Here is a 14,347-nt window from a genome sequence, read left to right on the forward strand (position 1 = left end):
GCGCTGGTTGGCTGGTACAGGTGACCGAGGCAAGGCGTAGTGGGTCATCGGGGACAGGCGGCAGATCGCAAGCGCACATGGTCATGCCAGAACTGATATAGGGACAAGTGCCATAGGTGCAAGTGCCCAGCCTGACTGTGAGTTTTTCAGCCCGCTTGCGCATGGACGCGGTACGCTATCGCTATCCTCCCATCCAGGTCGTGCAGCTACACAACCCGAATATTCTGCCCGCTGACGTTTCCAGCAAACAGATTATTCTGGATATCCTGGCCAAAGATGCCTACGGCAGCTTCTTCAATGTCGAAATGCAATTGCGGCATTACCCCCCAATGGCCGCAGCGCAATCTGTTCTATCTCGCCCGCATGCTGTCCGACCAGCTCGACACCGGGCAGGAATATCAAGCACTTAAGCCTGTCGTCAGCATCAGCCTGCTGGGCCATGACCTCTACCTCGACTACCCCGCACAGGCCGACTGGCACTTCACGCTACGCGACTCGCAACGTCCGGCCGTGCAGTTGCAGCCCGGTTTGGGACAGGCCATGCAGGTCCATATAATCGAACTCACCAAGGCAGAAACGCTGCATGCCTTTCCCCCAGCACTCTCTGCCTGGATCGCCTGCCTCCAGGCTGGCGGTGCACGGCAAAACAGGCAAGCGAGCAAAGCGTGGTGGCCTGGTTAAGCCAGACGCCATGGCAGGCCCAGGTAGGCATGGACATGGTCTTGCGCCAGCCGTGTCGTCAACCTTCAGCCTGGCGGCGCCGATATCCCTATCGCGCGCTTGCATGCTGCCCAGCCGGTTACTGCATCTGCCGCAGCTGCAAACTACGTTGCCTGACGGTCTGGCCCGCCTCCGGCAAGGCACCATCGCCATCAATAAAATGATTGGCGATGAAGCGCTCCGCAGGCCGCGATAAGGCCAGATAGAGGGTAGCAAATAACCGCCGGGCTTCGTGGCCGGCCCAGTCTGACGGCAAGGCTTGCACCGGCAGGCGCGGTGCGCGCAGGGCAATGCCCCGGTATTGATGCACCAGTAGCAGGCGCAAGGTCAACGCCATGGCGGGCTCGACGCTAGCGGCAATTTCCTGCACTGGGGAAAAACGCTCGATGAAAGCGCTGAATGCATCGGCATAACTCTGGAAATCCCAGTATTCCGTTGCAAACTGGCGCATGGCTGCCCCACCCTGCACGACACTGGCATCCCATACCAAGGCATCGTCCGTCAGTTCCGGCGCGCCGTCCGGCCCGATCGCCAGGCGTGGGTTGAGCGCGGCATAACCCAGCCGCTTAAGCCTGCGCATGGTAGCGTCCGGGTCGTTCCCCCCCAGATAAATCAGCCGCCATTGGCTGGCGTCGTGGGGTTCATAAAGAATGCTGGCAGCGTAGGCAAATTCCGCACGGGCTTCCGCCGTCAGACGATAGAAGCTGCGCCGACCCACCCGTTCCCCTTCCAGTTGCCCGGCTGCGACCAGGCGCGACACTGCCGTACGCACCAGGCTTTCGCTGATACCCACGGCAGCGCAGGCTTCGATCAGGTTGCCCATCCAAAGCACGCCGCCACGCGGCTCCACGACGTCGCCATAGATGGTGACAATGAAGCCTGCTCCCTTGGGAGGACTGGCAGCCAACAGACGTTGCACCAAGGTTTCCGGCAGGGAACGGGCGGCAGCCTGCAAGGCAGGCTGGCCAGTTTCAGAGTGGGGATTCGCGTTGCTCACGGGCCTGGTATGACGAATGCTGGAAAATGTCCGACACTCAGAATGTACCAGTTTCTGCCGCTTGCTCCAGCTTGCGGCACGGTTCAGGCGCCAACCCGGCTGCCGCCAGCTCGCGCAGGCGTGCCACCACCTCCTTCAATCCCCGCGCCTCGGCATCATGCAGCAGGCCGCCGCGCCAGCGCGGGAAGCCATAGCCGTGGACTTCAACCAAGTCGACATCCACGGCACGCCGGGCGATGCCTTCTTCCAGGATCAACGCCGCTTCATTCACCATGGGCAACACAATGCTGTCGATGATTTCCGCTTCGCTCCAAGCACGCTGAGGCACACCGGCAGCCGCCTCGGCGATCACCTTGGCTACCGTGTCGGACGGCAAGGGACGGCGCTCGCCCGGCGCGTAGTCATACCATCCCGCCTGGGTCTTCTGACCCAGACGGCCTTGTTCGCACAGCCGGTCCGCCACCGGCGCAAAAACGGCTTCGCCGCGTTCGCGCGCCGCCTTGCGCTGGAAGGCGGCAATATCCAGCCCGCCCAGGTCCTGGGCCTCGAACGGCCCCATGGGCATGCCATAGGCGCGCATGGCCGCATCCACCGCTTGCGGCGTGGCGCCTGCCAGCAACAGGCGTTCCGCCTGCGCGCGCAGGGTACGCAGAATCCGGTTGCCAATGAAACCATCGCAGATTCCAGCACGGACCGGAATTTTGCCCAAGCGGCGCGCCAGCGTAAAGCCGGCAGCCAGCACATCGAGCGCCGTTTGCGGAATCGGTACGATTTCCAGCAATTTCATGATCTGCGCCGGGCTGAAGAAGTGCAGGCCGATGAAGCGCTCGGGCGCGACCAGGCCTTCGGCGATCAGCGCCGGGTCCAGATAGGACGTATTGGTAGCCAGAATGGCGTCGTTGCGGCACACCTGGGACAGGCGGGCGAAGACATCGCGCTTGACTTGCAGGTCCTCGAACACCGCTTCGATGACCAGGTCGACATCGGCCAGGTCTGCATCGACAATCGTACCGCGCACCCCGCCGATGCGCTCGGCAGCCGCGCCCTCGCTGAGGCGGCCACGCTTGACACTGCTCTGGTAGATGTCGGACACCCGCTGCAGGCCGCGCTGCAAGGCAGTGTCATCACGCTCCAGCAGGATCACCGGAATACCGGCGTCACGCAAGGCGACGACAATGCCCGCGCCCATGGTGCCGCCGCCGACCACTGCTGCGTGATTGACCGCGCGGGCCTCCACGCCATTGAGTTCGGGTGGACGGGCAGCGCCGCGTTCGGCGAAGAAGATATGGCGCAAGGCGCGCGCCTGGTCGGACGCACGACGCTCCAGAAAGCTGGCCCGCTCGAACGCCATGGCATCCTGCACGCTGCCTTCGCATGCGCGGCGCACACACTCTAGCGCCAGGCCTGGAGCGACCTCACGGCCAGCACGCTTGCGCAGATCCGCCTGGGCTTGCTCCCAGAAACCGGCATCCGCCGGCGCTACCTCGCGTTGCAGCAAAGGCAGGGGCAAGGGGCGCTGCAACGCCGCGCGCAGGTAAGCCAGGGCCTCGCCACGCAAATCACCCTCGACGACGGCATCGAACAAGCCTGCCGCCTGCGCCTTGGCCGTGTTCAGCGGCGCGCCGCGCGTCACCGCCTCCACAGCCAGCGCGGCGCCAATCAGGCGCGGCAGCCGCACGCAACCGCCAGCGCCCGGCACCAGGCCCAGCTTGACTTCAGGCAGCCCGGCCTGGGCCCCCGCCAAGGCCACCCGGAAACGGCAAGCCAGGGCAATTTCCAGGCCGCCGCCCAACGCGCTGCCATGAATGGCCGCCAGCCAAGGCTTGGCCGCATTTTCGATACGCGCCACGACATCCGGCAGATGCGGTTCCTGCGGCGGCTTGCCGAACTCGCTGACATCCGCCCCGGCGATAAAGGTGCGGCCCGCGCAAATCAGGACCACGCCCTGCACGCCAGGATCGGCATCCAATTCTTCTGCCGCAGCGATCAGGCCGCTGCGCAAGGCCTGCGACAAGGCGTTGACGGGCGGAAAATCGACGGTGACAACGGCCAGGCCGTCTTCGCGTTCTATCGTGATGCTCATTTCTACATTCCCAGGTAAGCCGAACGGATGCGCGGGTCTTCGATCAGTTGCTGTGCCGGTCCGGACAGCGTGATCTTGCCAGTTTCCATGACATAGCCGCGATCCGCAATGGATAAGGCGCCAAAGGCATTCTGTTCGACCAGCAGGACGGTGACATCCAGGCTCTTCAAGCTTTTGACGACATCGAAGATCTGCGCCACCAGGATAGGCGCAAGACCCATGCTGGGTTCATCGAGCAGCAGGCAGGAAGGCCGGCTCAACAGCGCGCGCGCCATGGCCAGCATCTGCTGCTGCCCGCCGGACAGGCCTCCGGCGGCGAGGTTGCGCTTTTCGCGCAGGACCGGGAACATCTGGAAGGCATCTTCCATGTCCCGGTCGACTTTATCATCGGAATACAAATAGGCGCCCAGGCGCAGGTTTTCCTCTACCGACAGGCTGGTGAAAATCTGCCGCCCTTCAGGAACCTGCGCCAGGCCGTGCTTGACGCGCCGATAGGCAGGGACATCGTTGAAACGCTGCCCCCGGAAGACAATGCTGCCGTCCTGCACCGGCTGGATGCCAGACAGGCAGCGCAGCAGCGTGGTCTTGCCGGCGCCGTTGGCGCCGACCACCACCACGATCTCGCCGGCGCTGACTTCCAGGTCCACACCATGCAGGACTTCGATGCGCCCATAGCGCGACCGCAATTGATTAACGCTCAGCATGTTTCGCAGCCTCCTCCTTCGCCGCCGCGCCCAGATAGGCTTCTATCACCCGCGGATGGCTGGCAACCTCTGCCGGCAGGCCTTCGGCGATTTTTTCCCCATGGTCCAGCACCACGATGTGATTCGAGATACGCATAACCATCTTCATATCGTGTTCGACCAGCAGGATGGAAATGCCGCTGGCGGCGACTTCCGCCACCAGATGCTCGATTTCCTCGGTTTCGACCGCATTGCAGCCTGCCGCCGGCTCGTCCAGCAGCAGCAGGCGCGGCTTGAGCGCCAGCGCGCGGGCGATTTCCAGGCGCTTGAGCGAACCGTAGGACAGCGATGCCGCCTCGAAATCCGCTGCCCGCCCCAGGCCAACGCGCTCAAGCAGCTCACGCGCCTGCTCCTCTGAGCGGCGGGTGCGCCGGCGTGCCGACGGCAGCCCCAGCAGGTCCGCCAGCAGGGAACCGTTTTCTTGCAGGTGAAAGCCGGTCGCCACATTTTCCAGCGCCGTCATGGCAGGGAAAATCTGCAGGTTCTGGAACGTGCGCGACATGCCGCGCCTGGCCAGCAGGTGCGGCGCCATGCCGGTTACCGGCTCGCCATCGAGCCGGACTTCGCCCGAACCCGGCTGGTACACGCCGGACAACATGTTGAACAAGGTGGTCTTGCCGGCCCCATTGGGGCCGATAACCGAAACGATTTCGCCGGCGCGCACATTGAAGCTGACATCATGCACTGCGCGCAGCCCGCCGAAAGATATGCCGACACCGGCCACTTCCAATAGACTCATCTCAGCCCCTCCCGCGGATGATGCGCGCAAGGCTGGGCAAAACGCCGCCGCGCAGGAAAATCATGACCAGCATCATGATCAGGCCGAGCACGATCTGCTCGTACTCCTGGAAGAATGTCAGCACCTGGGGCAGGGCCGTCAGCACGGCCGCACCGAAAATGGCGCCCAGCACCGAGCCAGCGCCGCCCAGCACCGCCATCGTCACAATTTCGACGGAGTGCATGAAACTGGCGGCATCCGGCGTGATGAAGCGATTCTGCATGGCCAGCAGGGAGCCGGCCAGCGAAGCGTAGATGGCGGAGATGACAAAACCGCGCAGCTTGAAGCGCGCCACGTCCACGCCGACAGTACGCGCCGCCACTTCGGAACCATGCAGCGCCCGCAATGCGCGCCCCGTGGCACTGTATTGCAAATTGAGCGCCACCCAGGCCCCCAGGACCAGCATGATGCCGTTGAACGCGTACCAGAACTCGGCATTGTTCAGGCTCAGGCCCATGTCCTTGAGCGCAGCGCGCATGCCGGGGTCCTGCACGGCGATGCCGTCCGGGCCACCGGTCAGCCAGGCTTCATTGGTCAGCACCATGGCGACCAGCACGCCGAACCCCAGTGTGGCGACCGACAGGTAATAGCCCCGCAACCTGAGGATGGGGCGTCCCACCACCCAGGCCAGCAAGCCGGAAATCACTGCGCCCAGCAAGGCCGAAGGCAGCACCGGCAAGCCCAGGTACTTGGGTGCCAGCGCGCAGGCATAGGCGCCTATGCCCAGGAACCCGGCATGGCCCAGGCTGATCTGGCCCACGAAGCCCGTCAGCACCACGATACCCACCACCGCCAGACCATTGACGAAGATCAGCGAGCCGACTCGCAGGTAATAGGAAGAAGGAAAAAATAGCGGCGCCACGGCGATCAGGATCGCCAGCACCAGCAGCGTGGCATGTTTCGGAGACAGTTTCTTCATCATTTACACCCTCTCCGCCGCACGGCGTCCGAACAGGCCCTGGGGCATGAAGAACAGCACGCCGAGGATGACCACGAAAGCCGCCGCATCCTTGTATTGGGAACTGATATAGCCAGCAGTAAAAGCTTCCAGCAAGCCCAGCAACAGGCCACCGGCCAACGCCCCCTTGGGATTGCCCATACCGCCCAGCATGGCGGCGGCGAACCCCTTGAGCGCCATCGTCATGCCGATGTCGTAGCTCACCAGGGTGATGGGCGTGACCAGCACCCCGGCCAGCGCGCCGATGGCGGCCGACAGGGCGAAGGACAGCGTCATGATGTATTTGGTATTGATCCCCACCAGCAACGCGGCGATGCGGTTGTTGGCTGTCGCCAGCACGGCGCGCCCCGTCAGCGTACGCGTGAAGAACAGCCACAAGCCGACGAAGATCACTAGCGCCCCGACGATGACCCACAGGCTTTGCGGCAGAATGGTCGCACCCAGCACACGGATTGGATCATCCCCGGAGAATGCGGGGAAGCGGTGCAACTGTTTGTCAAAGACCACCTGCGCCACGCCCCGGATGAAGATGGAGGCACCGATGGTGATGATGATCAGGCTCGCCACGGGCGCACCGCGCGCCGGTTCGATGGCCAGTTTGTTGAGCGCCACCCCGATGGCTGCCGTCACCACGATGGCGAGCAGCGCTGCAAGCGGCAGCGGCGCGCCTGCCATGTAGGCGAAAGCGGTGATCATGCCGCCGAGCATCACGAACTCTCCCTGCGCGAAGTTCGCCACGTCGGAAGCGTTATAGATAATGGTAAAGCCGAGGGCGACGAGCGCATACACTGCGCCGACTGTCAGCCCCGACAGCAAAAACTGCATGAATTCAGGCATGTGTGTCTCCGGATGTGAAGAATCCCCGCCACGCCTCCCGAAACCGGGACCGGGCGGGGGAATCTTCGGCGCTACGATGAGCCGCCGCCGCGCATGGCTCGACCGGAAAGCGGTCGGCAAGCGGCAGCCCAGCTCGTCTTGCCAGACGGTGGCGGCCCCCTCGCCGCCCCGCGCTGCAAGCGCCGGAATGTCGGTCAGTTATTCGACGATCTTCCAGCCGCCATCACGGATTTCCAGCATGCGGAAAGCGCTCAGGTCCAGGCCCAGGTGATCCTGCGGCGTTATGGTGAAGCTGCCGGTCGTCCCCATGTAGCCAGTGGTCGATTCCAGCGCATCGCGGATGGCTTCGGGTTCGGCCTTGCCGGCGCGATTGATGGCGTCGACGATCAGGAACAGGGCGTCATGGGCATAGCCGCCGAAGGTCGACACCGGCTTGCCGGTCTCTGCTTCGTAGCGCTTCTTGTAGTTCTGCACCACTTCGCGCTGGGGATCGGCCTCCGCCAGTTGCTCTGCCACCAGCAAGGAGGTGCCGGGCAGGCGCACGCCTTCGGCCGCCTTGGCGCCCGCCAGTTCGATGAAGGCATCGGATGCCACGCCATGCGACTGGTACAGCGGCAGGTCGACAGCCAACTGCGCATAGTTGCGCGTCACGATGGCGGGGCCCGAACCCATGCCCAGGTTCAGGATGGCCTGAATGCCGTTCTTGTTGCGCAGGTTGGTCAGCTGCGGCGTCATGTCGGCGTCGGCCGGGCCGAAAGTTTCATCGCCCACGATGGTGATGCCATAATCGCCCACGATGTCCAGGCACTGCTTGCGCATAGAAGCGCCAAAGCTGTCGGAGCCAGACAGCAGGCCGATCTTCGTCAGGTTGCGCTGCTTCATGTCTTCGAAGATCTTGGCGCAGGCCATGCGGTCGGTATGCGGCGTCTTGAACGTATGCTTGCGCACCGGCTGGATAATTTCGATGGCGCCGGCCAGCGAAATGAAAGGCACGCCCGCTTCTTCCACGACGGGAATGATGGACATCGTGGTGCCGGTGGTGGTGCCGCCGATGACTGCCACGACCTCGTCATCCTCGATCAGCCGGGTTGCGAACGTGCGCGCCTTGTTCGGATCGCCGCCATCGTCATAGGCGATCAGCTTGATTTTCTCGCCTTGCACGCCGCCTTTGGCGTTGATGTCGTCAACCAGCATCTTCAGGGTGCGTGCCTCGGGCTCGCCCAGGAAGGACGCAGGGCCCGTCGCGGACACGGTAGAGCCGATCAGGATATCGGCGCTGGCCGTGCCGGCCGCACACCAGGCCAGCGCCACGGCGCCAGCCAGCTTGAATACATTCTTTTTGTTGAATCGCTTCATGTTGTCTCCCTCCAGTTTATGAAATGAACTGCTTGCCGGTGCCTGGCTCTTGAAGATGGCCCAGGCTGCCGGATACAGAAACCCCTGCATAACCACGATGAACACGGTCTGTCGCCATGGCGCCTCTTGGCGGGCGCCTGAAGCCACGAACAGTGATAACCACTGCCGGTGATGACCACTCCCGGCGATGACTTTAGGCGCTGGTCGGCGCGGGCTGGCGCCACATGGCGACGCGAAAGCGGTTGGCGACGAAAGCGCTGTCGGCAAAGCAGGCATTGCCTGCCGGATTGGCGCCGGTCACGTGGAAGTCGCTGTATGCCGCGCTTTGGTTCACATAGATGCCACCCAGCAAATTGACCGAAAGGTTCACGCCGGCTTCGGCAAAGGCGTCAGCCGCGTCCAGGATGCCGGCTTCGCTGGTGTCATAGAGCGCGGCGGTGATGGCGCCCTTGCGCCGCGCCAGGTCGGCAGCGCGGCGTACACCCTCGGCGGCGTCAGCCACGGCCACGACCAATGCAATGGGGCCAAAGCGTTCAGCCTCGTAAGCATCGGTGGCCGCCGCATCCACCGCGACGATCAGCGGCGTCGCAGTACGAGCCGGACCGGCGCCCGCCAGCGGCGCCGAATCACGCACAATGCGGCCCAGGCTGCGTGCCGCATCGACACGCGCCAACGTATCCGGGTTGGCGATGGCGCCCGCCACCGCGGCGGCACGCGCCGGGTCGGCCAACAAGGCATCCACGGCTGCGGCAATGCCGGCAGCCACCTCGTCGAAAGACTTGCGCTCGCCACCAGCCAGGATGCCGTCACGCGGCACGAACAGGTTCTGCGGCGCCGTGCACATCTGGCCGCTGTAGAGCGACAGAGAAAAGGCGATGTTCTGGCACATCGCATCGAAATTGTCCGTGGCCGCAATCACGATGCTGTTGACGCCGGCCTCTTCGGTATAGACCAGCGGCGTAGCCGCATGGCGGCGCAGCCATTGACCGAACTCGCCGGAACCGGTGTAGTCGATCTGTGCAATGCCGGGATGCTCGGCAAACACCTTGGCCTGGCCCGAGCCCGGCTCTTCCGCTGCCAGCAGCACGACATCGGGCGGCAGGCCCTGCTCGGCCAGAACCTCGCGCGCCACCAGCACCGTCAGCGCCATGGGCAGAATGGCGGCAGGGTGCGGCTTGGCGATCACGGTATTGCCCGTCGCCAGGTTGGCGAACAGACCGGAATAACTATTCCAGGTCGGGAAAGTCTGGCAGCCGATCAACAGGGAAACGCCACGAGGCACGATGCGCCAGTGCTTGTCCATAATGATGTCGCCCGCCTTGCCTTGCGGCTTGACCCAGCGGGCACTGGCGGGAATGCGCTGCATCTCGTCCCAGGCATAGGCTAGGGCTTCGAGGCCGCGATCCTGCGCATGGGGGCCACCAGCCTGGAAAGCCATCGGAAAAGCCTGGCCGGAAGTATGCATGACGGCATTGGCCATTTCGAAACTGCGGCGGTTCAGACGTGCCAGGATCTCCAGGCAGATTCCCACCCGGGTTTCGATACCGGCATTGGCCCAGGCTGCCGCGGCTGCCTGCGAATGCGAAACCAGCAGCTCAGCGTCTGCCGCCGGGTAGCGTATGCCCAGCGCGCCCTCGGCTGCGCCAAGGAAAGGTGACACTTCCGCGCCTACACGGCGCTGCTCGGGATGCCCCGGCAATTCGAAGTCGCCATTCAGGTGCGACTGGTAGCTGGCCAAGCCTTCCTGCTTGGCGTTTTCACCGTAGATCTTGCCGCTGGGAACCTCGGGATAGGCGCTCCAGAAGCCCCGTTCACGTATTGCTGCAAGGGCCGATTCAAGCGTGGCGCGGTGCTGTTCAAACAGGCTGGACATTCTGGTTTTTCCCATGTTGAAGAGTGCGAGGGAATTATTGACCGACCGGACGGTTTATGCAATAGTAGGAACCCGAATACCCAAGCGCCAGCAAGCTGCAACAATGGCGCCCCAGGATCACCGGAAAAAATCCGGCGAGAAAAAAATACGGCCCCGGGCCCCTCTTCCGTCTGCTACCGTCCCTGGTAGTCAAAGGCCGGAGCAGGTGGACCGGCGGTAAAAAACGAAGGAGACAACGTGGAGAAATCCTCTCACGACACCGTGCTCGTCAGTCTGGAGCAAGGCGTACTGCGCCTGACCCTGAATCGCCCCGACAAACTGAACTCGTTCAACGAAGACATGCATCTGGCGCTGCGCGCCGGGCTGGATCGTGCCGAACAGGACAGCGCCGTGCGCGCCGTGCTGCTGACGGGCGCCGGCCGTGGTTTCTGCGCCGGCCAGGACCTGGGTGACCGCGATCCGCGCAAGAGCGGCGGCAGCGCCCCCGACCTCGGCGCCACCATCGAAAAGTTCTACAACCCCCTGGTCCGCCAGATCCGCCGCCTGGAAAAACCCGTGATCTGCGCGGTCAATGGCGTGGCTGCCGGCGCCGGCGCCAATCTGGCCCTGGTCTGCGACATTGTCCTGGCAGCGCGTTCAGCCCGCTTCATTCAGGCCTTTTCCAAGATCGGCCTGGTACCGGATTCCGGTGGCACCTGGAGCCTGCCACGCCTGCTGGGCGAAGCCCGCGCCAAGGCGCTGGCCCTGACCGCTGCACCGCTGAACGCCGAGACCGCTGCCGACTGGGGTCTGATCTGGCGCGCCGTCGATGACGCAGCGCTGCAGGAAGAAGCCCTCAAACTGGCTCAGCAACTGGCACAGGGCCCCACTCGTGGCCTGGGCCTGACCAAGCGTGCAATCCAGGCGGCATCCACCAACAGCCTGGACCAACAGCTCGACCTGGAACGCGACCTGCAGCGTGAAGCCGGACGCAGCCACGACTACGCCGAAGGCGTCGCCGCCTTTCTGGACAAGCGTCCTGCCGTCTTCAAGGGGAACTGAGATGGACATCAGCACCTTGAGCCCGCAAGCCCTGGCGCGTGCCTGTGCGCAAGCCATGTGGGAGGATGACCGCGCCACCCAGCACCTGGACATGAAGCTGGACCTGGAACAAATCGGCCCCGGTACGGCAACCATTCAGATGCGTATCGACGCCAGCATGCTCAATGGCCACCGTACCTGTCACGGCGGCTATATGTTCACGCTGGCCGACTCGGCCTTTGCCTTCGCGTGCAATACCTATAACCAGCGCGCCGTCGCGCAGCACTGTTCCGTCAGCTTCCTCGCCCCCGCGTTCGAAAACGACGTTCTGACAGCCACGGCGCGCGAAATCAGCCGCAGCGGCCGCAGCGGCATTTATGACGTGGTCATCCGCAATCAGGATGGCGCCCATATCGCTGAATTCCGCGGCCTGTCCCGGACCATCAAAGGCACCTTGCTGCCGGAAGCGAACCCCTGAATACCCGTTGCCGGCAGTAGACCGACACGAAAGAACCAGACCGCAGCACGCCAACGCGCTGCGGCCTATCGCAAGAATCAGAAGCCATAGCAGGAGACAAACATGGAAAACCTGGCGCCTCGCAAAGAGGATCTCGATCCGATTGAAATCGCTTCGCGCGATGAACTGGCCGCACTCCAGCTGGAGCGCATGAAATGGTCGCTGACCCACGCTTACGAGAATTCGCCGTTCTACCGCAAGCGTTTCGATGACGCCGGCGTCCATCCTTCCGACCTGAAAACGCTGTCTGATCTCTCCAAGTTCCCGTTCACCTACAAGACCGATCTGCGCGATACCTATCCGTTCGGCATGTTCGCCGTGCCGCGTGAACAACTGGTACGCATCCACGCCTCGTCGGGCACGACCGGCAAGCCCACTGTGGTCGGCTACACCCGCAACGACATCGACACCTGGGCCACCGTCATGGCGCGCTGTATCCGCGCAGCCGGCGGCCGCCCGGGCGACATCATGCACAATGCCTACGGCTATGGCCTGTTCACGGGCGGCCTGGGCGCCCACTACGGCGCGGAAAAGCTGGGCTGCACGGTGGTGCCCATCTCCGGTGGCATGACCGAGCGCCAGGTGTCGCTCATCAATGACTTCCAGGCGCGCATCATCATGGTGACGCCGTCCTACATGCTGTCCATCCTGGACGAATTCAAGCGCCAAGGCATGGACCCGCGCGAATGCTCGCTGGCGGTAGGCATCTTCGGCGCCGAACCGTGGACCAACGCCATGCGCCTGGAAATCGAACAGGCCTTCGACATGCACGCCGTAGACATCTATGGCCTGTCGGAAGTCATGGGCCCGGGCGTGGCCAACGAGTGCGTCGAAACCAAGGATGGCCTGCACATCTGGGAAGACCACTTCTACCCCGAAATCATCGACCCCGTTACCGGCGAAGTCCTGCCTGACGGCGAACAGGGCGAACTGGTCTTCACCACGCTGACCAAGGAAGGCCTGCCCATCATTCGCTACCGTACCCGTGACCTGACGCGCCTGCTGCCTGGCACGGCACGCACCATGCGCCGCATGGAAAAAATCACCGGCCGCAGCGACGACATGATCATCCTGCGCGGCGTGAATGTCTTCCCGACCCAGATCGAAGAACAGATCCTCAAGTGCAAGGGCCTGGCGCCGCACTTCCAGATCGAGTTGAGCCGCAATGGCCGCATGGACAACATGACGGTGCACGTGGAATGCCAGGCCGATGCCTGCGACGATCAGGCCCGGGCACGTTCCGCCAAGGAACTGGCACACCACATCAAGAGCATTGTCGGCATCAGCACCCTGGTGGATGTCACGCTGCCTGGCGCCGTGGTCCGCTCCGAAGGCAAGGCCAAGCGCGTCGTCGACAACCGGCCGAAGCGCTAAGCCAATCCGTACCGCCGGCATGCGGCGGACACCCGCGCATCCTTCCACCAAAAGCGCGGGACACCCGCATGCCGCGCCAGGCACTGCCCTGGCGCAGGCCCCACCGTTCCAGGCAACAAAAAATGACGGTCCTGCAGGACCGGGACCTGGACGAAGGCCGCCTCCGGCAGCGGAATGCGGTAACATCGGCCACAGCGTGGCGCCGTTTTGTTTGCGGCGTTTGAGTGGCCGGATACCGCCCATGCCTTAGGCGCCGCCCCCGCACTGCCTGCCAGACAACGCTGGCCGGCCCTGCGGGGCGGCCTTCCGTTGCATCGCCGGCATGCCGCCAGGTTGCGCCGTCCTCCGGCAAGACCTGCTACGGACCGGCCAGCCCGCGCCGCTTGCGGCGCAGCGGGTGCCGTGATCCCGGCCACTCAGAATAATTACTATTAATAGGACGATATATCAGCATGGCACGCACGCGCGCGGCAGATTTCGAAGAAAAACAGCGCAGCATCCTGACCAGTGCCGCCGCAGTCTTTGCGGAACTGGGCATGGAAAAGGCATCCATGGCACAGATCGCCTCACGCAGCAAAGTCTCGAAGGCACTGCTCTACCACTACTACCCCAGCAAAGACGCCCTGATCTTTGACATTATCCGCAGCCACCTCGAAGAGCTGGATCACGCCCTGGAAATTACCGCAGAGGAAAGCAAGGGCGACGACGCAGAAACCCGCCTGCGCAAGCTGGTACGGCAAATCCTCGAGTGCTACCGCGATGCGGACGACATGCACAAGGTTCAGCTCAACCGTTCAGGCTCGCTGACCGAAGAACAGGCACAGGAACTCAACCTGCTGGAACGGCGGATCGTACGCAGGATTTCTGCGGTCATCTACGAGATCAACCCGCAACTGGACGAAAACCGCCCCTTGCTCAAGCCCGTCACCATGTCGCTGTTCGGCATGCTGAACTGGGTTTATATGTGGTTCCGCCCCGATGGCCCGGTCAGCCGCGAGGAATATGCGGATATCGCCACCACACTGGTGCTGGAAGGGTTGAAGGCCATCCGCTGACATCCGCTGCGCCCCATGTGAGGACGCCGGTAAAGA

At 63.5% G+C, this 14,347-nt stretch carries 14 protein-coding genes; 6 read left to right on the plus strand and 8 right to left on the minus strand.

The window, feature by feature from the left end:
- The first annotated feature begins 161 nt into the window (after window positions 1-161).
- Window positions 162-410, plus strand: coding sequence for a PD-(D/E)XK nuclease family transposase (locus EV679_RS18065; RefSeq protein WP_369410287.1), 249 nt, complete (start codon window positions 162-164; stop codon window positions 408-410).
- A complete protein-coding gene (locus tag EV679_RS11440) occupies window positions 298-681 on the plus strand; it encodes a PD-(D/E)XK nuclease family transposase (protein ID WP_068371710.1) in 384 nt (127 codons plus the stop codon). Before EV679_RS18065 ends, EV679_RS11440 begins: the two co-directional genes overlap by 113 nt.
- Before the next feature lie 118 nt (window positions 682-799).
- Here the strand turns inward: EV679_RS11440 and EV679_RS11445 are convergent, their stop codons facing one another.
- The 8 genes from EV679_RS11445 to paaN form a co-directional block, all read right to left on the minus strand.
- A complete protein-coding gene (locus tag EV679_RS11445; protein WP_127773293.1) occupies window positions 800-1,717 on the minus strand; it encodes a PaaX family transcriptional regulator C-terminal domain-containing protein in 918 nt (305 codons plus the stop codon).
- A gap of 37 nt (window positions 1,718-1,754) precedes the next feature.
- Window positions 1,755-3,800 (minus strand): 3-hydroxyacyl-CoA dehydrogenase NAD-binding domain-containing protein, encoded by a 2,046-nt coding sequence (locus tag EV679_RS11450; RefSeq protein WP_130487272.1) that lies wholly within the window; start codon window positions 3,798-3,800, stop codon window positions 1,755-1,757.
- 2 nt (window positions 3,801-3,802) lie between these two features.
- Window positions 3,803-4,504 (minus strand): ABC transporter ATP-binding protein, encoded by a 702-nt coding sequence (locus EV679_RS11455; RefSeq protein WP_068371705.1) that lies wholly within the window; start codon window positions 4,502-4,504, stop codon window positions 3,803-3,805.
- Window positions 4,491-5,282, minus strand: a complete 792-nt coding sequence (locus EV679_RS11460) for an ABC transporter ATP-binding protein (RefSeq protein ID WP_068371702.1) — start codon at window positions 5,280-5,282, stop codon at window positions 4,491-4,493. Before EV679_RS11460 ends, EV679_RS11455 begins: the two co-directional genes overlap by 14 nt.
- 1 nt (window position 5,283) lies before the next feature.
- A complete protein-coding gene (locus tag EV679_RS11465; protein ID WP_068371699.1) occupies window positions 5,284-6,243 on the minus strand; it encodes a branched-chain amino acid ABC transporter permease in 960 nt (319 codons plus the stop codon).
- On the minus strand, window positions 6,244-7,116 hold the full coding sequence (locus EV679_RS11470; RefSeq protein ID WP_068371696.1) for a branched-chain amino acid ABC transporter permease: 873 nt from the start codon (window positions 7,114-7,116) through the stop codon (window positions 6,244-6,246).
- A gap of 198 nt (window positions 7,117-7,314) precedes the next feature.
- Window positions 7,315-8,472, minus strand: coding sequence for an ABC transporter substrate-binding protein (locus EV679_RS11475; RefSeq protein WP_068372044.1), 1,158 nt, complete (start codon window positions 8,470-8,472; stop codon window positions 7,315-7,317).
- A 193-nt stretch (window positions 8,473-8,665) separates the two neighbouring features.
- A complete protein-coding gene (gene paaN, locus EV679_RS11480) occupies window positions 8,666-10,345 on the minus strand; it encodes a phenylacetic acid degradation protein PaaN (protein ID WP_068371693.1) in 1,680 nt (559 codons plus the stop codon).
- A gap of 237 nt (window positions 10,346-10,582) precedes the next feature.
- On the opposite strand from paaN, the gene paaG reads away from it, so the two are divergent.
- From paaG to EV679_RS11500, 4 genes are all read left to right on the plus strand, one after another.
- On the plus strand, window positions 10,583-11,386 hold the full coding sequence (gene paaG, locus EV679_RS11485) for a 2-(1,2-epoxy-1,2-dihydrophenyl)acetyl-CoA isomerase PaaG (RefSeq protein ID WP_130487273.1): 804 nt from the start codon (window positions 10,583-10,585) through the stop codon (window positions 11,384-11,386).
- 1 nt (window position 11,387) lies between these two features.
- The gene (gene paaI / locus EV679_RS11490) at window positions 11,388-11,843 is read left to right on the plus strand and encodes a hydroxyphenylacetyl-CoA thioesterase PaaI (RefSeq protein ID WP_130487274.1); all 456 of its coding nucleotides are present in this window, start codon (window positions 11,388-11,390) and stop codon (window positions 11,841-11,843) included.
- A gap of 102 nt (window positions 11,844-11,945) precedes the next feature.
- Entirely contained in the window at window positions 11,946-13,256 is a 1,311-nt protein-coding gene (gene paaK, locus EV679_RS11495) for a phenylacetate--CoA ligase PaaK (protein ID WP_130487275.1), read from the plus strand.
- A gap of 452 nt (window positions 13,257-13,708) precedes the next feature.
- Window positions 13,709-14,311, plus strand: coding sequence for a TetR/AcrR family transcriptional regulator (locus tag EV679_RS11500; RefSeq protein ID WP_130487276.1), 603 nt, complete (start codon window positions 13,709-13,711; stop codon window positions 14,309-14,311).
- Window positions 14,312-14,347 lie beyond the last annotated feature (36 nt).

The sequence above is a fragment of the Kerstersia gyiorum genome (genome assembly GCF_004216755.1).
Taxonomy (GTDB): domain Bacteria; phylum Pseudomonadota; class Gammaproteobacteria; order Burkholderiales; family Burkholderiaceae_B; genus Kerstersia; species Kerstersia gyiorum.